At 71.1% G+C, this 20,435-nt stretch carries 17 protein-coding genes and 1 pseudogene; 12 read left to right on the top strand and 6 right to left on the bottom strand.

Annotated features, from left to right (window positions below):
* The first annotated feature begins 1 nt into the window (after position 1).
* From HAV39_RS05760 to HAV39_RS05745, 4 genes are all read left to right on the top strand, one after another.
* Positions 2 to 355 (top strand): ArsR/SmtB family transcription factor, encoded by a 354-nt coding sequence (locus HAV39_RS05760; RefSeq protein ID WP_191838136.1) that lies wholly within the window; start codon positions 2 to 4, stop codon positions 353 to 355.
* A gap of 84 nt (positions 356 to 439) precedes the next feature.
* Positions 440 to 757, top strand: a complete 318-nt coding sequence (locus HAV39_RS05755) for an ArsR/SmtB family transcription factor (RefSeq protein WP_191838135.1) — start codon at positions 440 to 442, stop codon at positions 755 to 757.
* On the top strand, positions 757 to 1,506 hold the full coding sequence (locus HAV39_RS05750; RefSeq protein WP_191838134.1) for an aquaporin: 750 nt from the start codon (positions 757 to 759) through the stop codon (positions 1,504 to 1,506). Before HAV39_RS05755 ends, HAV39_RS05750 begins: the two co-directional genes overlap by 1 nt.
* 73 nt (positions 1,507 to 1,579) lie before the next feature.
* Positions 1,580 to 1,990 (top strand): arsenate reductase ArsC, encoded by a 411-nt coding sequence (locus HAV39_RS05745; RefSeq protein ID WP_191838133.1) that lies wholly within the window; start codon positions 1,580 to 1,582, stop codon positions 1,988 to 1,990.
* Between the two features lie 79 nt (positions 1,991 to 2,069).
* On the opposite strand, the gene HAV39_RS05740 is transcribed toward HAV39_RS05745, so the two are convergent.
* The gene (locus tag HAV39_RS05740; RefSeq protein WP_191838132.1) at positions 2,070 to 2,597 is read right to left on the bottom strand and encodes a winged helix-turn-helix domain-containing protein; all 528 of its coding nucleotides are present in this window, start codon (positions 2,595 to 2,597) and stop codon (positions 2,070 to 2,072) included.
* Between the two features lie 353 nt (positions 2,598 to 2,950).
* Between HAV39_RS05740 and HAV39_RS05735 the strand changes: the two genes are divergently transcribed.
* On the top strand, positions 2,951 to 7,294 hold the full coding sequence (locus HAV39_RS05735; RefSeq protein WP_239120487.1) for a S8 family serine peptidase: 4,344 nt from the start codon (positions 2,951 to 2,953) through the stop codon (positions 7,292 to 7,294).
* A 114-nt stretch (positions 7,295 to 7,408) separates the two neighbouring features.
* On the opposite strand, the gene HAV39_RS05730 is transcribed toward HAV39_RS05735, so the two are convergent.
* Positions 7,409 to 7,918, bottom strand: coding sequence for a winged helix-turn-helix domain-containing protein (locus HAV39_RS05730; RefSeq protein WP_191838130.1), 510 nt, complete (start codon positions 7,916 to 7,918; stop codon positions 7,409 to 7,411).
* Between the two features lie 326 nt (positions 7,919 to 8,244).
* Here HAV39_RS05730 and HAV39_RS05725 point away from each other — a divergent pair, with 326 nt between their 5' ends.
* Positions 8,245 to 10,542 (top strand): HelD family protein, encoded by a 2,298-nt coding sequence (locus HAV39_RS05725; protein WP_239120488.1) that lies wholly within the window; start codon positions 8,245 to 8,247, stop codon positions 10,540 to 10,542.
* A gap of 90 nt (positions 10,543 to 10,632) precedes the next feature.
* On the opposite strand, the gene argG is transcribed toward HAV39_RS05725, so the two are convergent.
* A complete protein-coding gene (gene argG / locus HAV39_RS05720; protein ID WP_244958754.1) occupies positions 10,633 to 12,075 on the bottom strand; it encodes an argininosuccinate synthase in 1,443 nt (480 codons plus the stop codon).
* Positions 12,076 to 12,245: 170 nt separating this feature from the next.
* Here argG and HAV39_RS05715 point away from each other — a divergent pair, with 170 nt between their 5' ends.
* Entirely contained in the window at positions 12,246 to 14,255 is a 2,010-nt protein-coding gene (locus HAV39_RS05715; protein WP_191838128.1) for an amylo-alpha-1,6-glucosidase, read from the top strand.
* Between the two features lie 68 nt (positions 14,256 to 14,323).
* On the opposite strand, the gene HAV39_RS05710 is transcribed toward HAV39_RS05715, so the two are convergent.
* Both HAV39_RS05710 and HAV39_RS05705 read right to left on the bottom strand, forming a co-directional pair.
* Positions 14,324 to 14,788: an SRPBCC family protein gene (locus HAV39_RS05710; protein ID WP_191838127.1), complete on the bottom strand. Its 465-nt coding sequence runs from the start codon at positions 14,786 to 14,788 to the stop codon at positions 14,324 to 14,326.
* Positions 14,789 to 14,858: 70 nt separating this feature from the next.
* Entirely contained in the window at positions 14,859 to 15,788 is a 930-nt protein-coding gene (locus HAV39_RS05705) for a LysR family transcriptional regulator (RefSeq protein ID WP_191838126.1), read from the bottom strand.
* Positions 15,789 to 15,858: 70 nt separating this feature from the next.
* Between HAV39_RS05705 and HAV39_RS43585 the strand changes: the two genes are divergently transcribed.
* Positions 15,859 to 16,485, top strand: a complete 627-nt coding sequence (locus HAV39_RS43585) for a LysE family translocator (protein ID WP_425321541.1) — start codon at positions 15,859 to 15,861, stop codon at positions 16,483 to 16,485.
* Here HAV39_RS43585 and HAV39_RS05700 read toward each other — a convergent pair.
* Positions 16,486 to 17,697 (bottom strand): annotated as a pseudogene (locus HAV39_RS05700) (MFS transporter); the annotation flags it as partial.
* 48 nt (positions 17,698 to 17,745) lie between these two features.
* Between HAV39_RS05700 and HAV39_RS05695 the strand changes: the two are divergent.
* The 4 genes from HAV39_RS05695 (at position 17,746) to HAV39_RS05680 (ending at position 20,385) form a co-directional block, all read left to right on the top strand.
* The gene (locus HAV39_RS05695) at positions 17,746 to 18,189 is read left to right on the top strand and encodes a helix-turn-helix domain-containing protein (RefSeq protein WP_191838124.1); all 444 of its coding nucleotides are present in this window, start codon (positions 17,746 to 17,748) and stop codon (positions 18,187 to 18,189) included.
* 19 nt (positions 18,190 to 18,208) lie between these two features.
* Positions 18,209 to 18,700, top strand: coding sequence for an HAD domain-containing protein (locus HAV39_RS05690; protein WP_191838123.1), 492 nt, complete (start codon positions 18,209 to 18,211; stop codon positions 18,698 to 18,700).
* Positions 18,701 to 18,835: 135 nt separating this feature from the next.
* Complete coding sequence (locus tag HAV39_RS05685; RefSeq protein WP_191838122.1) at positions 18,836 to 19,396, top strand: hypothetical protein; 561 nt, start codon at positions 18,836 to 18,838, stop codon at positions 19,394 to 19,396.
* On the top strand, positions 19,393 to 20,385 hold the full coding sequence (locus tag HAV39_RS05680; protein WP_191838121.1) for a tyrosinase family protein: 993 nt from the start codon (positions 19,393 to 19,395) through the stop codon (positions 20,383 to 20,385). Before HAV39_RS05685 ends, HAV39_RS05680 begins: the two co-directional genes overlap by 4 nt.
* The last annotated feature ends 50 nt before the right edge of the window (positions 20,386 to 20,435 follow it).

Raw genomic sequence — 20,435 nt, 5'->3', positions numbered from 1 at the left:
CATGGCGAAGCAGTTGACCGTGCTCGAACCCGAGGTGTGCTGCACACCCCTGGCCGCCGCCGCGGTGCCGGCCGAGGCCGCCGCCGACCTCGCGGCCGCGTTCAAGGCCATGGGCGACCCGGTGCGCCTGCAGCTGCTGTCGATGATCGCCTCAGCCGACGGGGGAGAAATCTGCGTCTGCGATCTGACCCCCGCCTTCGACCTGACCGGTCCCACCATCTCGCACCACCTGAAAGTGCTGCGCGAGGCCGGTCTGGTCGAGTCCGATCGCCGCGGCACCTGGGTCTGGTACCGGGCGAACCGCCCGCGCATGGCCGCCCTCTCGGCTGTCCTGGACATCACGCCCGTCGCTTGAGTCAAACGCCGTCGGCGGCTGTGTCACCCAATGTTCATGATCACGAAGTTGCGGGGCTGAGCCGCCGCACTGTTTGATAACCGCGTGGTGATATCAGTTTCCGGTGATGCCCCGGTGGAGGTCGTGCGCCTGCTGGCCGACCCCGCCCGCGCCGCCATCGTCGACGTGCTCGCCGCGGGTCCCGCCTGCACCTGCCACCTCGTCGAGGACCTCGGTCTGACCCAGCCCAACGTCTCCAACCACCTGCGCGCGCTGCGCCACGCCGGAGTCGTCAGCGCCGAACCCCATGGCCGCTACACCTACTACCACCTCAACGCCGACGCCCTCGACGCCGCGGCCGCCCACCTTTCCGCGCTGGCGGCCCGTGCCCGTGCCGCCGCCGACAGCCGCCGGGAGTGCTGATGCCCGCCACTCTGGCCCACCGCCTGCTCGCCGAGTTCCTGGGGACCATGCTGCTGGTCACCGCCGTCGTCGGCTCCGGCATCATGGCCACCCGGCTGTCGCCGAACGACGTCGGCCTGCAGCTGCTCGAGAACTCGACGGCGACGGTGTTCGCCCTCGCCGTGCTGATCCTGATCCTCGGACCCCTGTCCGGAGCTCACTTCAACCCGGTGGTGACCGTCGCGGCATGGTGGTCGGATCGTCATGGCCGCGCAGGGCTTCCGGGCAGCCACGTCGGCCCGTACATCGTGGCCCAGACCTGCGGCGCGATCGCCGGATCGATGCTGGCCAACGCCATGTTCGGGGTTGCGCAGGGCCTGTCGGCCACCGGACGTGACGAGCCGCGACTGTGGCTGGGCGAGGCCGTCGCGACCGCCGGTCTGCTGCTGCTCGTCCTCGCGCTGATCCGCACCGGCCGGGCCGCGCTGGCCGCCCCGGCCGTGGCTGCCTACATCGGCGCGGCGTACTGGTTCACCAGCTCCACGAGCTTCGCCAACCCCGCCGTCACCATCGGCCGCGCGTTCACCGACACCTTCGCCGGCGTCGCGCCGGCCTCGGTTCCGGGATTCGTCGCGGCGCAGGTCGTCGGGGCGCTGATCGGCGTCGGCCTGGCGCTCGCCCTGTACCCCGCCTCGGCCGGCACGGTGACGGCCGCCGAACCCGCACCGCAGCAGCCGGCCCGCGCCGAGACGGCCGCCGCCGCGCGGTGACCGCGGCCCCGCTGCACTCGACGGCATCGGGTGGGCGACACGTCGAGCAAGAACCGACTCAGGGAGAACCAGGATGACCGAGACCAAGCCCAGCGTGCTGTTCGTGTGCGTGCACAACGCCGGCCGCTCCCAGATGGCCGCCGGGTGGTTGCGCCATCTCACCGGTGACGCCGTCGAGGTCCGGTCAGCGGGCTCCGCGCCCGCGGACCGGATCAATCCCGTCGCCGTCGAGGCGATGCGGGAGGTCGGCATCGACATCACCGGCCAGACGCCGAAGATCCTCACCCCGGCGGACTCCGCGGCCTCCACGGTGGTCGTCACCATGGGCTGCGGCGACGTCTGCCCCTACTTTCCCGGCCAGCGCCACGAGGACTGGAAGCTCGACGATCCCGCCGGACAGGGCATCGACGCGGTGCGCCCGATCCGCGACGAGATCCGCGGCCGGGTCCAGGCCCTCGTCGACGATCTGCTGCGCGGCGACTGACCGCGGCCCCTCCGGTGACCGCGGGCGGGCGATGTCGGGCTTCCGACGGCCCATCGACGCTGCCCAATTAGGGCAGGAATCAGGCACGCCCGATCCGCGGTTGCCGGCGATCGGTCAGCCGCAGCCCGACCCCCCGCACCGCGTCGATGGTGGCGCCCGTGCCTAGCTGGCGCAGCTTGTGCCGCAGCCGCTTGACCACGGACTGCACGTCGGACTTGCCGTCGAGGCCTTCGTCGCGCCATACCGTGCGGTGCAGTTCGGCGTAGCTCCAGACCCGGACCGGCTCGGTGGTCAGGCAGGTCAGCAGGTCGAGTTCGAGCCGGGTGAGGTCGACCTCACGGTTGCGGCAGCGCGCCGTGGCCCGGGTCGAGTCGATGACCAGGGAGGCGTCGACGGTCGCGGGCGGCGTCTCGGCACGCTGCTGGGCGGGCGCGATGAGCCGGCGCAGTTCGTCGAGGTCGGCCACCAGCAGCAGCGGTGCGATGCCGTCGAGTTGCTCGGCGAGCCGGATCCGTTCGTCCGGTGACGGCGCCACCGCTATCAGCAGCGGGAACGGTCCGCCGTCCGGATCGGACCGCGTCGCCGTTCTCGTGTCATCCTCGGTCACCGCAACCGCCCGGGATCGATGGGGCATGGTGCCCACTTTCGTCATGGCCCTGACAGTGATGGGCAAGCGTGCCGCTTACCTGGCAACCGTTAGCGACAAGTTGCTCACGTCAAGTTATTGATCGTCCTTTCTGCTCGATCATAGTGTCCAAACGGGCAACCGGCGTGACCCGCGCGGTTTTGTTTGGTGGGCATGGAGGGGGTTCGTCGGTTCGCTGTGTCACGACGGTTCCCCCTGCACCCTCACCGTGGCTCGTTTCAATCTGGGTCGTTCTGAGGGAGGTAGCACCGATGTTCAGACGTCCACCATGGCGGCGGCGCGCAGCCAGATCACTGGTCAGTGCCGGAGCGGCGATGATCCTCGCCGTGACCGGCGTGGCCGCGGCGGGCTCCGGCGCGCAGGCCGCGTCGGGGACCGGCACCGCCGTCGGCGACAAGATACGACCGGAGCTCGCCAAGCAGCTCCAGGCCAAGAGCGAGGGAGACTTCTGGATCCGGTTCACCGACCGGGCCGACCTCAGCAAGGCCAAGGACATCAAGGACTGGGCCCGGCGCGGCACCGCCGTCGCGGAGGCCCTGCGCAAGACAGCCGAGGTGAGCCAGGCCAAGATCCGGGCCGACCTCGACGCCGCGGGCGTGAAGTACCAGGCCTTCTGGGCGACCAACGCCATCAAGGTGAGCACCGGCTCGCTGGCCATGGTGCAGAAGTACGCCGCGCACGCCGAGGTCGAGGGCCTGTACGCCCCGATCGCCTACAAGGTGCCGGAGACCACCAAGGGCACCGACGAGCAGACCGTCAACGCCCTCGAATGGGGCATCGCGAACATCAACGCCGACGACGTCTGGTCCCAGTACGGCGTCAAGGGCGAGGGCATCACCATCGCCAACATCGACACCGGGGTCCAGTTCGACCACCCGGCGCTGGTCGCCTCCTATCGCGGCAACAACGGCGACGGCACGTTCGACCACAACTACAACTGGTTCAACGCGGCGGACACGTGTGACACGCCCTGCGACGACGACGGCCACGGCACGCACACCATGGGCACCATGGCCGGCGCCGACGGCGCGAACCAGATCGGCGTCGCCCCCGGGGTCAAGTGGATCGCCGCGAACGGCTGCTGCCCCAGCGACGCAGCGCTGGTGACCTCCGGCGAGTGGATGCTGGAGCCGACAGACCTCAACGGCCAGAACCCGAACGCCGCCAAGCGGCCGAACATCATCAACAACTCGTGGGGCACCGAGCTGCCCTCCAACGACCCGTTCATGGAGGACGTGACGCTGGCCTGGGCCGCGTCGGGCATCTTCGGGACCTGGTCCAACGGCAACAACGGCTCCGCGTGCCAGACCAGCGGCTCGCCCGGCAGCCGGATCAGCAACTACTCGACCGGCGCGTACGACGTCAACAACAACATCGCGGGCTTCTCGTCCCGGGGCACCGGGCAGAACGGCGAGATCAAGCCCAACATCTCGGCACCCGGGGTGAACGTGCGCTCCAGCGTGCCGGGTGACGGCTACGCCAGCATCAGCGGCACCTCCATGGCCGCGCCGCACCTCGCGGGCGCGATCGCGCTGCTGTGGTCGGCGGCCCCGGCGCTGGTCGGTGACATCGACGCGACCCGCGCGCTGCTCAACGGCGCCGCGATCGACAAGGCCGACAGCCAGTGCGGCGGCACCGCGGCCGACAACAACGTCTACGGCGAAGGCCGGCTTGACGCGCTCGTGCTGCTCAACTCCGCCCCGATCGGCGACACCGGCACGCTGGCCGGCACCGTCACCGACGCGTCCACCGGCAGCCCGCTGGCCGGCGCGACGGTGACCATCACCGGCTCGGTCGGCCGCGAGGTGACCACCGGTGCGGACGGCAAGTTCTCCACCCTGCTCCCGGTCGGTGACTACCAGGTCGCCGTGGCGGCGTTCGGGTACACCGGCGCGACCCGGTCGGCGACCCTCACCGACGGCGCGACCACGACCGTCGACGTGGCGCTGAGCCCGGTGCCCAGTGTCAACGTCAGCGGTTCGATCACCGATGGCTCCGGGCACGGCTGGCCGCTGTACGCGAAGGTCACCGTGGAAGGCCCGTCGGGCGTCTACGACCACACCACTCCGGTCAACGGCCGCTACACCGTCAAGCTGCCGGCCGGGGCGACCTACAACCTGAAGGTCGAGACGCTGTACCCGGGCTACCAGACCGTGACCAAGCAGGTCGTGGTCGGCTCGGGCAACGTCACGGCGAACGTCTCCGTGCCGGTCGACGCCACCAAGTGCACGACGGCGCCCGGCTACCACTACGGCTCGGACGGCGAGTACGAGACCTTCGACGGCACGACCGTGCCGGCCGGCTGGTCCGTGGTGGACAACGCGGGCACCGGCCAGGTCTGGAAGTTCACCGACGACGGCAACCGCGGCAACCTCACCGGCGGCAGCGGCAACTTCGCCATGATCGACAGCGACGACTACGGGATCGGCGGGGCGCAGGACAGCTCCCTGGTCAGCCCCGTGGTCAACCTGACGGCCGTCACGGCTCCGGTCATCCGCTTCAACCAGGACTTCAACCAGCTCGGCTCCGACCGGGCCGACGTCGACCTGAGCCTCGACGGCGGTGCCACCTGGAGCAACGTGCTCCGGCAGGCGGCCGACTTCCGCGGGCCGCGCACGACCGAGATCGCGATCCCGCAGGCCGCGGGCAAGGCACAGGTCCAGGTCCGCTTCCACTACTACGACGCGTCGTACGAGTGGTGGTGGGAGGTCGACAACGTGCTGATCGGCAGCCAGGTCCTCTGCGCTCCGGTCGACGGCGGCCTGGTGGTCGGCAACGTCCGCGACAAGAACGACAGCAGCTACGTCAACGGCGCGACCGTCACCAGCGACGCCAAGCCGGCCGAGAAGGCCGTCACCGCGGCCACCCCGGACGACCCGGCGCTGGAGGACGGCTTCTACTGGCTGTTCTCGTCGCTGACCGGCACGCACCCGTTCACCGCGCGGGCCGGCAACTACGTCAGCCTGACCAAGCAGGTCGACGTGCAGCCCGACTGGGCGACCGCGGCGAACTACGCGCTCGCGGCAGGCCAGCTGAAGGTGTCCCCGGCCGCGGTCAGCGCGACGGTCCAGATGCCCACCGGCAAGGCGGCCAAGACGTTCACGGTGACCAACACCGGCGGGGCGCCGGTCGAGGTCGAGTTCAGCGAGCGCGAGGGCGGGTTCGAACTGCAGCGGGCCGACGGCTCGCGTACCACCAAGCAGGAGGTCCTCGGCAGCGCCGGGGCGCCTGAGCAGCGGCTCGACGCACCGACGTCGTTCGCGGCGAACGCGGCGTCCGGCAAGTCGGCGAACGTGGCGTCCCCCGCGGTCGGCCCGCAGGCCGAACCGTGGACGGACATCGCCGACTACCCGGCCAACGTGATGGACAACCGGGTGGTGACCCTCGACGGCAAGGTCTACTCGATCGCGGGCGGCAACGGGTCGGCCTCCACGACGAAGAACTTCGTCTACGACCCGGTCGCCCAGACCTGGACGGCGATCGCCGACCTGCCCGGGGCCCGCAACGCCATGACCGTGGGCGTCGTCGGCGGGAAGATCATCGCGACCGGCGGCTGGGGCGACTCCGGCCCCGATGCCGGCACCTGGTCGTACGACCCGGCGGCGAACACCTGGACGGCGAAGGCCGCCAACCCCGCGCCGCGGTCCGCGGCCGGGCAGGCGGTCGCCGACGGCAAGCTGTACGCCATCGGCGGTTGCACCACCGCCGCCTGCACCCCGATGTCGAACGACGTGGTCCGCTACGACCCCGCCACCGACACCTGGACGGCCGTGGCCGACTACCCGAAGTCGGTGGCGTTCGCATCCTGCGGCGGGATCGACGGCACGGTCTACTGCACCGGCGGCAACGACGGATCCGCCGCGCAGAAGGCCGGCTACGCCTACGACCCGGGCGCCGACTCGTGGACGCCCATCGCCGACGCGCCGACCGACAACTGGGCCAGCTCGTTCGCCGTCGCCAGCGGCAAGCTGCTGGTGGTCGGCGGGTCGCAGGGCGGGGCCATCACCAACGCGGGCTTCGCCTACGACCCGGCCCTCAACTCGTGGTCCAACCTGCCCAACGCCAACACCGCGCGCTACCGCGGCGGCGCGGCATGCGGCTTCTACAAGATCGGAGGTTCGTCGGGCAACTTCAGCGCGATGCCCGACAGCGAGGTGCTGCCGGGTCTGGAAGGTTGCGCCGAAGCGGCCGCCGACGTCAGCTGGCTGACGCTCGACAAGACCGCCGTCACGCTGGCGCCGGGCGCGAAGGTCGTCGTCACCGTCACCATGACGGCGAACGTGGACCAGCCAGGCACGTACACCGCCTCGGTCGGGATCAAGGAGAACACGCCGTACTCGGTGTCGCCGGTGGCCGTCACGATGACCGTGACACCGCCGAAGACCTGGGGCAAGCTGCTGGGCACCGTCACCGGGACCAGTTGCCAGGGCGTGGGCTCGCCGATCGTCGGCGCGGTGGTCCAGGTCGACTCGTGGGCGAACTCGTACACGTTCGCCACCGACGCCCAGGGCAAGTACGCCTACTGGATGGACCGGCGCAACAACCCGCTGACGCTGATCGTCGCCAAGGACGGCTGGAAGCCCCAGACCCGCCAGACGAGGATCAACACCAGCACGCCCACGGTGGAGGACTTCGCACTGTCTCCCATCCGGTGTTGACGGCTGACCGCTAGCTGATCCGGCCCGCCTGGTCGCCGACCAGGCGGGCCGGACCATGTCCGGGGCGGGCGCGCCCGGCGGTATGCCGTGGCGAACGCGCAACGCCGGCAGGGATCAGGCCGAGGCGAGCCGGAAACCCACGCCGCGGACCGCGTGGACCGTCACCGAGGCGTTCAGCCGGGCGAGTTTGCGCCGCACCCGCCGCACCACCGAGTGCATGTCGGACCCGCGGCCGAGGTGTTTGTTGCCCCATACCTCAAGGTGCAGCCGCTCGTAGGTCCAGACCTGGCCGGGCGTCTCGGTCAGGCAGATCAGGAAGTCGTGTTCCAGGCGGGTCAGGTCGACCTCCCGGTCGCGCCAGCGCAGCATCCGGCGGTCGGAGTCGACGGCCAGGTCGGTCGAGGGCGTCGGGGTGGGCTCCATGGCGCGCACCGGCGCGGGCAGGACCGGGGGAGGGGCGGCGACGGCGGGCGGCCCGGGCACGCCGAGGAATTCGCGGGCCTGCTCGACGCTGGACACGATCAGCAAGGCCGGGCTGCCGCCGAGCGTGCGGGCCAGGTGGCGGCGCTCGGCGGGAGAGGACGCGATGCCGATGACCAGGGAGGCGACCGGAATTCCCCGCATCTGCCCACCCCTCCGGTTCTCCGTGTTTGCGCGTGATTTCCATGCTGCCGACCGATAGATCCGCAATCGGTGCCCTGACCTTAGCGGCAGAGCCTCGTGATGGAAATATTCACCGCCATGATTCTCGGTGCGGGCGTGCCGGCGGTCCGGGGCGCGTCACCGGATACGGCGAACGGGAGGTGTGCAAGCCCTCGGCTTGTCCCTCCCGCGGTTCCAGTCTAACGGACGCGCACCCCGTGCCGAATCGGCCCGAATGACGATCTTTGTGCGCTGAGACGCACATATGCTCGTCACTCAACCCCATTCGCCACTCACCGGGGAGCACTGTGCCTGACGCACGAACGCAGGAGATCGCCAGCGAACAGCAGGTCGTCGACCGGGTCTACGACCGGTCCGACGCCATGCGCGCCCAGGCCGAGCAGCTGGCCCGCGAGGGTCACGGCCGGGCCGCCGCCGGGCCCGCCGGCGGACTCGTGGAACGCGACGCGATGGTCCACCACGCGGCGGGCAAGCTGCGGGCGCTGGACGCCGAAGCCGAAGGGCTCGTCTTCGGCCGGCTCGACTTCGACGACGGCGAGACCTACCACATCGGGCGGCTCGGCGTACGCGACGAGAACCGTGAACCGCTCCTGATCGACTGGCGGGCGCCCGCCGCGGCGGCGTTCTACCGGGCCACGCCCGGCGAACCGCTCGGCGTCGTCCGTCGCCGCGTCATCATCAGCCGCGGCCGCGAGGTCGTCGACCTCGACGACGACCTGCTGTCCCCGGACGACGCCGGCGAGCTGCGCGTGCTCGGTGAGGGTTCACTGCTCGCGGCGCTGCAGCGCGCCCGCGGGCCGCAGATGCGCGACATCGTCACCACCATCCAGCGCGAGCAGGATGAGGCGATCCGGGCGCCCGCCCGCGGCGTCACGCTCATCACCGGCGGGCCCGGCACCGGCAAGACGCAGGTCGCGCTGCACCGGGCCGCGTACCTGCTCTACACCGACCGAGGCCGGTTCGCCGACGGCCGGGTGCTGGTCGTCGGGCCGTCCACCGTATTCACCAACTACATCAGCCGGGTGCTGCCCGCCCTCGGCGAGGACAGCATCCACCTGCGCGCCATCGGCGAACTCGTCGAAGGGGTGACCGCCACCCGCCGCGATGCCGCGCCGGTGGCCGAGATCAAGGGCAGCACCCGCATGGACGCGGTGCTGGCCGAGCTGATCTGGCAGGCTCCGCCGACCGCACCGGACCAGCTGAAACTGGTGTACGCGGGCCAGGTCCTCAAGCTCGGGCCCGCCGGCCTGGCCGCCGTTCGCGAGCGGGTCCGCACCACTGCCACGGCATCCGGCACACTGCCCAACGCCGCCCGGCCCGTCGCCGCCAAGGCCCTGCTGGAGGCGCTGTGGGCTGCGGTCGACGGCGAGCACCTGGATCGGGAGCTGTTCACCGACGACGTCGGCGACCGGCCCGAGTTACGGCGCTTCCTGGCCGCGTGGTGGCCCCCGCTGACCCCGGCGGCCGTGCTGGCGTGGCTCGGCGACGCCGACCGGGTCCGCGGCGTGCTCGGCGACGCGGCGGCCGATGTCCTCGCGGCGTCGTACCGCGGTGGCGGCGACTGGTCGATCGACGACGTGCCGCTGCTCGACGAGCTCACCGAGCTGCTCGGCGAGCCGCCCGCCACCCCGAAGGCGCCCGTCGAGCCCGCCCGGCTGCGGGAACTGACCATGGGCCCGCAGCTGGTGGACACCTTCGTGGTCAGCCTCGGGCTGCACGACGGCTGGAGCCTGTACGCGCCCGGCCTGCCCACCCCGATGGCCGTCGCCGGGCAGTCGATCGACAACGACGCGACCGCACAGGCGCAGCGCTGGGCCGCGGCGATCATCCTGCGCGAGGGGCACCAGGTGGTCAGCTGGATCGACGGGTACGACCCGTACGGCGAGGACGGGTACGTGCCGGTGCTGGCCGAGCCGCTGCCGGTCGCCGAGGTGGACGACGAGCCGGCCACCTGGGACGACTACGCGCACGTGATCCTGGACGAGTCCCAGGACCTGTCGCCGATGGAGTGCCGGATGATCGCGCGCCGGGCGGCGTACGCGTCGATGACGATCGTCGGGGACCTCGGCCAGGCGACCCATCCGCTGGCCGCCGCGTCGTGGCGGGAGCTGCTGGCGCGACTCGACCGGCGCGACGCGCGGATGCTGGACCTGCGCACCGGCTACCGGGTGCCGCAGGCGCTCGCGGACTTCGCGGCGCGGGCACTCGCCCCGGGCATCGCGCCGACCCGGTCCTACCGGCCCGGGGGAGAGCTGTCGGTGCGGCAGGTCGACGACCTCGCCGCGGCCGTACGCGAGGCCGTGCGCCGCGCGCCGAGCGAGGGCAGTGTCGCGGTCGTCGCGGCCGATCACCTGATCGAGGCGCTCGCGCCGGCCGTGGACGCGCCGCACGTCACGCTCGTGCCCGCTGGCCTCGTCAAGGGCCTCGAATACGACCACGTGATCGTGGCGGAGCCCGCCGAGATCGTGGCCGCCGAACCGCGGGGGCAGCAGCGGCTGTACGTCGTGCTGACCCGCGCGGTCGCCCGACTGGAGGTCCTGCACCGCGAACCGCTGCCGGCCGTCCTGGGCGAAACCGGCCGGTAGTCGCCAGGCTTGCCCTGCTCGCAGCCCGCCCGATGTTAGGAAGGGCACCTTCTACAACGCGAAGCGTCAAGAAGGTGCCCTTCCTTTGAACTAGTCGGTGCCGGATTCCATGGCGGCGTTGTCGAGGAGTTCGTCGTCGCCGGGGGCGTGGCCGCGGGAGGCGATGGTGTCGGCGCCGCCCTCGGGCAGGACGCCGATCAGCTGGTGCGGGCCGGGCTGGACGGCGGCGGTCACCTGCAGGTGCGAGCCGCCGCCGACGATGCCGAGCTGCGCGTACTGCTCCAGCTTGGACCGCGAGTCGGCGATGTCGAGGTTGCGCATGGTCAGCTGGCCGATGCGGTCGACCGGGCCGAACGCGGAGTCCTCGGTGCGCTCCATGGACAGCTTGTCCGGGTGGTAGCTGAGCGAGGGGCCGGTCGTGTCGAGGACGGAGTAGTCCTCGCCGCGCCGCAGCCGCAGCGTCACCTGGCCGGTGATCGCCGAGCCGACCCAGCGCTGCAGCGCCTCGCGCAGCATCAGCGACTGCGGGTCGAGCCAGCGGCCCTCGTACAGCAGCCGGCCCAGGCGGCGGCCGTCGTTGTGGTACGCCGCGACGGTGTCCTCGTTGTGGATCGCGTTGACCAGGCGCTCGTACGCGGCGTGCAGCAGCGCCATGCCCGGCGCCTCGTAGATGCCGCGGCTCTTGGCCTCGATGATCCGGTTCTCGATCTGGTCGGACATGCCCAGGCCGTGCCGGCCGCCGATGGCGTTGGCCTCCAGCACCAGGTCGACGGCGGAGCCGAACTCCTTGCCGTTGATGGTCACCGGGCGGCCCTGCTGGAAGCCGATCGTGACGTCCTCGGGCTCGATCTCCACGGTGCTGTCCCAGAACCGCACGCCCATGATCGGCTCGACGATCTCGATGCCGGTGTCGAGGCGTTCGAGTGACTTGGCCTCGTGGGTCGCGCCCCAGATGTTGGCGTCGGTGGAGTATGCCTTCTCGGTGCTGTCGCGGTAGGGCAGGTCCCGGGCGAGCAGCCACTCGGACATCTCCTTGCGGCCGCCGAGTTCGCTGACGAACTGGGCGTCCAGCCACGGCTTGTAGATCCGCAGCGAGGGGTTGGCCAGCAGTCCGTAGCGGTAGAACCGCTCGATGTCGTTGCCCTTGAAGGTCGAGCCGTCGCCCCACACCTGCACACCGTCGTCGAGCATGGCCCGCACCAGCAGCGTGCCGGTCACGGCGCGGCCGAGCGGGGTGGTGTTGAAGTAGGCGCGGCCGCCGGACCGGATGTGGAACGCGCCGCAGGCGAGGGCCGCGAGCCCTTCCTCGACGAGCGCGGCGCGGCAGTCGACCAGCCGGGCGATCTGCGCGCCGTAGGCGGTGGCGCGGCCGGGCACCGAAGCGATGTCCGGTTCGTCATATTGGCCGATATCTGCGGTATAGGTGCACGGAATCGCACCCTTTTCGCGCATCCACGCGACAGCTACTGAGGTGTCGAGACCGCCGGAAAAGGCGATTCCGACGTGATCACCGACAGGAAGGGACGTTAGCACCTTGGACACCTGCAAAGTATATGCACACCGCCGTATGACTATGCAAGCCGACTCGGTTGAGTGAGTCGCAGGCCTCATCTCCCGCCGGCCGTCCGGCGATTGCGGCGACCGGCCCGGCTGTCACCCCGGTCCGGTCTAGCCTTTGAACGGGGGTCGAGCGAGGGCTGGTGATGGGGATGTCGCAGGCGCGGCTGGCACTGCTCGATGGCAGCACCTTCTTCACCACCAACGGCCTGGGCGACACCGACGGACTCGAGGACGGCCTGTACTTCGCCGACACCCGGCACCTGTCGACCTGGCGGCTGACCATCGACGGCGCCGAGTTCCACCTGCTCAGCGTCGACACGCCGCAGTACTACTCGGCCCGGATCCACGCGACCCTGCCCTCGGTCAGCGTCGGGGTGAACCCGACCCTGTCGCTGCGGCGCGAACGCATCGTCGCCACCGGTGTGCATGAGGACCTGCACCTGGAGAACTACAGCGACGAGGAGCGGGAGCTGACCCTGGAACTGGCCCTGGGCGCGGACTTCGCCGACGTCTTCGAGGTCAAGGACCAGAAGATCGGCTCCAGGCAGGTGACCACCACCGTCGACACCGACACGATCACCGTCGGGTATCGCCACGACGGCTTCACCCGGGCCACGAAGATCGTCTTCACCGAGCCCGGCATCCTCCACCCGGCGGGTGTGCGCTGGGCGATCCGGCTGCCCGCCCGCGGCACCTGGTCCACCTGTATCGACGTGACCTGCACCGACAACGACGGCGAGCACGAACTGCGGGTGGGACACGGCGGGTTCGGCCTGCTGCAGCCGGACATGCCGCAGACGATGCAGCAGTGGCTGGACGACGCTCCCGTCCTGCACACGATGTTCGACCCGGCGCGGCACGCATACCGGCACGCGCTGATGGACCTGGCCGCGCTGCGCTTCCACCCCCTGCGCGGCATGGAGCACTCGGTGCCGGCCGCCGGAGCGCCCTGGTTCATGGCACTGTTCGGCCGGGACAGCCTGATCACCGCCTACCAGGCGCTGCCGTTCCACCCGCGGCTCGCCGCCACCACCCTGGAAGCCCTGGCCATGGTCCAGGCGACCGGGTCCGACGACTTCCGCGACGCCGACCCGGGCAAGATCCCACACGAGCTGCGGCACGGCGAGCTGACCTTCTGCGGCCGAACCCCGCACAGCCCCTATTACGGCACGCACGACGCGACCCTGCTGTTCCTCATCCTGCTCGACGAATACGAGCGGTGGACCGCCGACACCGGCCTCATCCAGCGCCTGGAACCGGCCGCGCGCGCCGCCGTCGCCTGGATGCGGGGGCCTGGCGATCCCGACGGCGACGGCTACCTCGAATACCGCACCCGGTCCCCGCAGGGTCTGGTCAACCAGTGCTGGAAGGACTCCTGGAACTCGATCATGTTCGCCGACGGGAAGGTCGCCGACCCGCCGATCGCCACCTGCGAGATCCAGGGGTACGCCTACGACGCGCGGATGCGCACCGCGCGCCTGGCCCGTGAGGTCTGGCACGACCCAGGGCTCGCCGACCAGCTCGAACAGGAGGCGGCCGCGCTGCGGCAGCGGTTCAACGCCGACTTCTGGATCGCCGGGCGCGGCCACTTCGCGCTCGCCCTCGACGGCGGCAAACGCCAGGTCGACGCGGCCACCTCGAACATCGGACACCTGCTGTGGAGCGGCATCGTCGACGACGAGCACGCCGAGGCCACCGTCGCGCTGCTGCTCGACTCCAAGATGAACTCCGGCTGGGGGGTGCGGACCATGTCCAGCGCCGACCACGGCTACAACCCGATCGAGTACCACAACGGCACGGTCTGGCCGCACGACACCGCGCTCATCGCCGAGGGCCTGCGCCGCTACGGCCACCGCGAGCAGGCCGCCGAACTCGGGGTCAAGCTGCTGGAGGCCGCGGCCGCGTTCGGCTACCGGCTGCCCGAGGTCTTCGCGGGATTCCAGCGCAAGGGCGACAAGCCGGTGGAGTACCCCACGCCCTCCTCGCCGCAGGCCTGGTCGGCGGGATCGGTGCTGCTGGTGCTGCGCACCCTGTTCGGCCTCGACGTCGAAGACGGGACGCTGCGCTGGGCGGCGCGCCCCGCGGGGTTCGACGGCCCGATGCGCTTGGAGAACGTGCCTGTCCGCGGGCGGCGGCACACCGTCGAGATCTGACCCGACGGACTCGCGCACCGCTGCCGACGGGGCGGCTGCCGCGGCAGCCGCCCCGTCGAATGTCGAGCTCAGGTGGCGGGCGCGTCGATCTCGCCGCGCCAGGCGCCCGTCTCGTGCCCGAGGTCCTCGATGAACTCCTTGAAGCCCTCGACGTCGGCCTTGACCTGGCGACTGTCCACGCCGATGGCGCTGCCGAGGCTCTCCACGAAACCCTCCGGTTCCCAGTCCAGCTGGACGGTCACCCGGGTGTCGTCGTCGGTCAGGCGCTGGAACGTGACGACTCCGGCGTGGTGCATCTCGCCGCCGACGCTCTTCCAGGCGATCCGCTCGTCCGGATGCTGCTCGGTGATCTCGGTGTCGAACTCCCGCACCGCCCCGGCGACGTCGACCACCCAGCGGCTGTGCGTCTCATCGATCTGCCTGACCGACTCCACGCCCTTCATGAAGTGCGGGAACGACTCGAACTGGGTCCACTGGTTGTAGGCCGTGCGGACCGGTACGTGCACGTCGACGGACTCGGTAACGGTGCTCATCAAGTTCCTCCTCGACAAATCAGGTCAAAAGACGGCTACCCCGATCGCGTCCCGGCAAACCGCGGACCCGTCAGGCCGCCGGCCAGGAGCCGGTGATGTCGTCGGCCACCTCGTGCAGCAACCGCAGGAACGTCGCCACCATGGGTGTGACGCCGTGGTCGGCCGCGGTCACGGCGTAGAGGCTGCGGCTCAGCTCCGACCTGGCCAGTCCGCGGTGGACGGTGCCGGGCAGATGGGTCAGTGCCAGGCGCGACACCAGCGCGACCCCGACGCCCGTGGCCACGAACGCCTGCGCGACGTCGTAGGACTCCGTCTCGAACCGCACCCGGGGCACGAACCCGGCCGCGGCGGCGGCCCGGTCGAACTGGGCGCGGGCCGCATGACCCGCCCGGATCGTCACCCACGCCTCGTCGCGCAGCCGCCCGAGATCGATCGCGGACGCCGAGGTGTCCCGTGCCAGCTCGTGGTCGTCCGGCAGCACGACCACCATGGGGTCGACGAGCAGGGGATGCAGCCGGACGTGGTCCGGCGGCACGGGCGGCCGATCCCACGCCGCGACGACCGCGACGTCCATCTCGCCCGCGGCGACCGCGGGAACACCGCGATCGGAGGTGATGTCCATGATCGACAGATCGGTGGCCGGATACCTGTGCCGCAGCGCGATGAGCGCGGGCGGCAGCACGTGCAGCGCGGCGGCCTGGAACGCGCCGATCCGCAGCCGCAGCGACAGCCGCCCCAGCAGACCGTCCAGGTCGGCCGCGGCCCTGGCGGTCGCCTCGTCGATGACCCGGCCGTGGCCGGCCAGCAGCATCCCGGCCTCCGTCAGCGCGGCGCCCCGGGGTCCGCGCCGCACCAGGCTCGCCCGGCAGTCCCGCTCGGCCTTGGCGACCTGTTGCGTCACCGCCGCGGGCGTCAGCCCGAGCGCCTGGGCGGCCGCCGCCAGCGACCCGTGCCGGTCGATCAGCGCGAACAGTCGCAGCGCGTCAGGTCCCAGTGGCATACACAAATCTTAAGTCAGGCCACGTGATCTTTAACTTCTCTGAACACGTATTCCTTGCCATCGTGGAGGCATGCCCACGCACCTTCCGCTGTTCATCGGCACCACCTGGCTGCTCGCCATGCTGCCCGGCGCCGGGCAGGCGCTCATGCTGCGCCAGACCCTGCACGGCGGACCCCGCGCGGCCTGGGCCAGCATCGCCGGCACCTGCACCGGTCTGCTCACCTGGACCGTCGCCGCCGCCGCGGGGCTGTCAGCCGTGCTGCTGGCCAACCCGCACGCGTACATCCTGCTGCGACTGGCCGGCGGTGTCGTGCTCGCCCTGCTCGGCGTCAGCACGCTGCGGGCCATGCGCCGGCCGCCGGCGGCCGGCCCGGCGCCGTCATCCGAGATCGACGCGCGAGGCCGCTGGGGCGCGTACACCGCCGGACTGGCCACCAACCTCGGCAACCCCAAAGCCGGGGTCTTCGCCGTCTCCCTGCTGCCCCAGTTCGTCACCCACGACGGGCCGGTGTTCGCCTCGAGCGTCGCCCTCGGCGCGCTCTGGGCACTGGTCACCGCCGGCTGGTACGTCCTGTTCACCTGGGCGGTCAACCGCGGGCGTGCTCTCGTGTCGAAGCCGGCCGTCCACCGCAGGCTGCAGCTGCTCACCGGTGGCACGCTCGTGTGCCTCGGCGCGGCGGTGGCGCTGGGTGCGTGAGTCCCCACCGGGTCGGCCCGGCGTCGGCGGCGGCAGCACGACGGCGGCCACGGCCGCTGTGCCCAGCACCGCGGCGCTGAACGCGTACAGGGCTGTGTCCAGTCCGGCGAGCGCCACGACTGCCGGGGCGATCAGCGCGCCGACGACCGCTGCCGTGGAATCACCGGCGTAGAAGGCGGCCGAGACCCGGCCGAGCACCTCGTTCGGCGTCGACGCCTGTATCCGGTGTCCGGTGACGATCTGTGCCACCGCCCCGGGCACCCCGCAAACCGTCACGGCGATGACGGCGGCCTGCGGCGTCGTCGCCGTGAACATCGCCAAGAAGCAGAACCCGACCGCCGCGTAGGCGATCGTGAGGACCGCGCGGGTCGCATACCGCGAGATCAGGGTCTTGCTGATCGCGGATCCGCACAGGTAGCCGACGCCCAGGCCGGCGATGAGGTGGCCCAGGGTCTGGCCGGAGGCGTGGAGCCGGTCGGCGACGAAGGGGATCAGCAGCGCGGTGAGCGAGGCGTTGGCGGTCCAGTAGATCCCGCTGGTCGTCAGCAGCCCCCGCAGCAGGGGAGTGCGGATGATGTGACGCACCCCTGCGCGCAGCTCGGCGGTGACCCGTCGGGTGGCCCGGCGCGGCGGCGCGACCGGGATGACGGTGATGGTCATGACGATCGCGGCGGCGGCGAGGTAGCTCGCGACGTCGACGAGGACGACGGCCTGGAACCAGCCCCGGGCCACGAGGAAGGTGCCCAGCAGTGGACCGAGCATCCGGAAGGCGCTGTTGACGAAGGCCGACAGGGCATTGGCCGAGGCGAGGTCGGCTTCACCGGCCACGACGGCGGGTGTCACGGCCGCGAGCGCGGGCCGCAGGAAGCAGACCGCGACGCTCTCCACGAGCAGGCCCACGTGGATGAACGCCACGCGATCGGGTGCCGTGGCCAGTGCCATCAGCGCCACGCCCGCCGCGCTCGCCAGGTTGGCGACGACGATGATCTTCCTGCGGTGCCACCGGTCGGTCACCACGCCCGCCCACGGCCCGACCGCCACCGCGGGCAGGGCCTGGACGGCCAGGGCGAGTCCGGTCGACATCGCCGAGCCGGTCAGTAGGAAGGCCTGCAGCGGCACCGCCATCACCAGCAGCCAGGAACCGAAGGAGTCGACTGTGGAGGCTGCCCACAGGCGCCGGAAACTCGGGTTGCGCAGCACGTTCGGCCACATGGCTGCCGACCATATTCTCAGGAAACACTATGTGGCAATATCTGTCGTGTGAGGATAGAAGATCTCGGCACCCGGTTCCGCATACGCCGTACAGCGGCCGGTCGCACGATCGCCTCGGTCGCCGCGGATGCCGGACTGTCCGTGCCCTACATCGCCAACCTGGAGAACGGGCGCGGAAACCCGACGCTGTCCGCGGTGAGCAATCTCGCGGCCGCGCTCGGCGCGACGCTGATCGTGGAGCTCGCCGAAGGCGATCGACCGGTGGTGGAAGCACCTGCCGCACTGCCCGACTCTCTGTTGCAGTTCTCGCGGTCCGCGCGCTTCTCGACCGAGGCCGCGCGCATGGCGGAAGCCGCCAAGTCGCCCGAGACATCGATGCGGGAACGCCTGCTGCATGCCATGGCCGGGCTGGGCTCGCTGGCGACCCGGCCGCTGGCGGAGCCGGATTGGCACCGGATCCTCGACGCCGCCGTGCTGACCACGCGCGCCTGATCCCGGTTATCCTGCGACGATGCCGGGTGCTGCGAACCGTCCGCTGCTGTTCCTCGACGTCGACGGACCACTGCTTCCGTTCGGCATGCCCGCCGCGCCGCAACGGTCCGCAGCACCCCCGCAGCCCGGCGTGAACCCGTTGCTGGCCCGGCTCGACCCCGAGCACGGGCGCGCGCTGTCGCGGTTGCCGTGCGACCTGGTCTGGGCCACGACCTGGATGGACGAAGCCAACAAGGTGATCGCGCCGCGACTCGGGTTGCCGGAACTGCCCGTCGTGACCTGGCCCGACGAGGACGATGCGGACATCCGGCTGCACTGGAAGACCCGCGGCCTGGTCGGCTGGGCGGCAGGTCGGTCGTTCGTCTGGGTCGACGACGAGATCACCGAAGCGGATCGCGATTGGGTGTCCGCACACCACCCAGGGCCGGCGCTGCTGCACCGCGTGGACGCGCGCACCGGTCTCACCGCTGCCGACTTCGCTGTCGTCGGCCGTTGGCTGACCGGGCTCTGATCGTCCGGTCATACGCTTCGGTGTTTCCGTTGTCGGAATGCCGTCGTGCCGTTGTGGGGGCTCTGTCCGGGTGCCACAGTGCGTTGGCCTGCGGCGGTGTTGCCCCGGGCGTTGCGGTAGCACGGTGGAGGAACAGTGAGTTTCACAAAGGACGACGGCCCGGCGCCGGCCGGGTTCACGGCCGCGTTGCAGGCCGGCGGTTACGGGATGCCCGATCCGTCGGTGGCCGGTCACGGGCACGCGCACGGCACGGACGGCGTGTCGACGTCGGTGCGCACCGCGGTGCACCGCGGGCGGGAGATCCGGATCGAGACCACATACAAGATCACGATTGATGGCAAGCCGCTGGAGGGCGGCCTTGAGGTCCTCGACAACGGCGCGGTGCACTATCACGGGCTGCCGCAGTACGCGCTGCCGTCGGCGATCGACATGTGCAAGCGGGTGCTGGACTACTTCGGCACCGAGCCGCCGGCCGTCGACGAGCTCGGCTGCCTGCTCGGCGAGCACGGCGAGCACTGCGGCAACGGCACCACCTGCTGCGTGGACGACAAGGACCACGAGCACGGCACCGACCACCAGCACGGCACCGACCACGAGCACGGTGAGCAGCCGCAACCGGCGGCACCCGTCCCGGCGCAGCCGCAGCAGTCCCACGACCACGGCCAGCACCAGCACCAGGGGGAGGGTCACCAGTGACCGCCGTCCGCGCTGACATCCAGAACTCCGACACCGCGCGCGAGCGGTTCCTCGCCGGTGTCGTCGCGCTCAACGCCGAACAGTCCGGCTACACGACCTCGCAGCTCAACCAGCTGCTGTCGCCGTCGGTTCCGGGTTTCCGCCTGTACGGCGTGGACCAGCAGCTGACCACCTGGGACCTGTTCGTGCTGTGGCACTTCGTGGCGATGCAGATGCCCAGCAGCCCGACCCGCCCGATGCGCAACCTCGCCCACGGCGGGCCGATCTTCCTGCCCTGGCACCGGATGTTCCTGCTGCGCCTGGAGCAGCAGATCCAGCGGGTCACCGGCGATCCGGAGGCCGGTCTGCCGTACTGGGACTGGACGGTCGACGGCGGCCTGCCCGCCGACCAGCAGCACACCAGTTCGCTGTGGGGCGCGGCGGCGCTGGGCGACGCGCGAGGTGACGTGGTCAGCGGCCCGCTGGCCGCGATGCGGGTGCGGCTGATGGGCTACGGCACGCAGCTGTGGTCGGTCGCGCCGCGCCCGCTGCAGCGCAACGCCGGCACCGACACGGACGTGCCCGGCCTGCCCGTCGCCGATGACGCCAAGTGGGTCCTGGAGGACGGGCTGGCCTACGACAGCGCGCCGTGGGACGTGAGCTCCGACGGGTTCCGCAACCGGGTGGAGGGCTGGCTCGACCCGCGCCGGGTGGGCCAGGCGGGCAGCCCGCAGATGCACAACCGGGTGCACGTGTGGGTCGGCGGTGACATGGGCCCGGGCACCTCGCCCAACGATCCGCTGTTCTACCTCAACCACTGCAACGTGGACCGGTTGTGGGAGGCGTGGCTGACCCGTCGCGGGCGCAGCTACTCCCCGGGCGACGGCGACGAGCAGGTGCCGAGCGGGCAGGGCCTGAACGACACGATGGTCACGTTGCTCGGCGACCCGCTGACGCCCGCGCAGGTGCTCGACGCGTCCGCGTGGTACGCCTACGACTCGCTCGGGTAGGCGACGTGCGATGGCGCGGCTGGGATCAGCCGCGCCATCGCACGTTCCTC

The sequence above is a fragment of the Catellatospora chokoriensis genome, assembly GCF_011297315.1.
Taxonomy (GTDB): Bacteria; Actinomycetota; Actinomycetes; order Mycobacteriales; family Micromonosporaceae; genus Catellatospora; species Catellatospora citrea.
Note: the sequence above shows the minus strand (reverse complement) of the source record. Positions and strands in the feature narration are given on the sequence as shown.

Bases quoted from the DNA above. Each gene is read 5' to 3' on its own strand.
- HAV39_RS43585 (WP_425321541.1), top strand. From the start codon at position 15,859: ATGCCCACGCACCTTCCGCTGTTCATCGGCACCACCTGGCTGCTCGCC.
- HAV39_RS05735 (WP_239120487.1), top strand. From the start codon at position 2,951: ATGATCCTCGCCGTGACCGGCGTGGCCGCGGCGGGCTCCGGCGCGCAG.
- HAV39_RS05710 (WP_191838127.1), bottom strand. From the start codon at position 14,788: ATGAGCACCGTTACCGAGTCCGTCGACGTGCACGTACCGGTCCGCACG.
- HAV39_RS05745 (WP_191838133.1), top strand. From the start codon at position 1,580: ATGACCGAGACCAAGCCCAGCGTGCTGTTCGTGTGCGTGCACAACGCC.
- HAV39_RS05730 (WP_191838130.1), bottom strand. From the start codon at position 7,918: ATGCGGGGAATTCCGGTCGCCTCCCTGGTCATCGGCATCGCGTCCTCT.
- HAV39_RS05750 (WP_191838134.1), top strand. From the start codon at position 757: ATGCCCGCCACTCTGGCCCACCGCCTGCTCGCCGAGTTCCTGGGGACC.
- HAV39_RS05690 (WP_191838123.1), top strand. From the start codon at position 18,209: ATGCCGGGTGCTGCGAACCGTCCGCTGCTGTTCCTCGACGTCGACGGA.
- HAV39_RS05715 (WP_191838128.1), top strand. From the start codon at position 12,246: ATGGGGATGTCGCAGGCGCGGCTGGCACTGCTCGATGGCAGCACCTTC.
- HAV39_RS05760 (WP_191838136.1), top strand. From the start codon at position 2: ATGGCGAAGCAGTTGACCGTGCTCGAACCCGAGGTGTGCTGCACACCC.
- HAV39_RS05705 (WP_191838126.1), bottom strand. From the start codon at position 15,788: ATGCCACTGGGACCTGACGCGCTGCGACTGTTCGCGCTGATCGACCGG.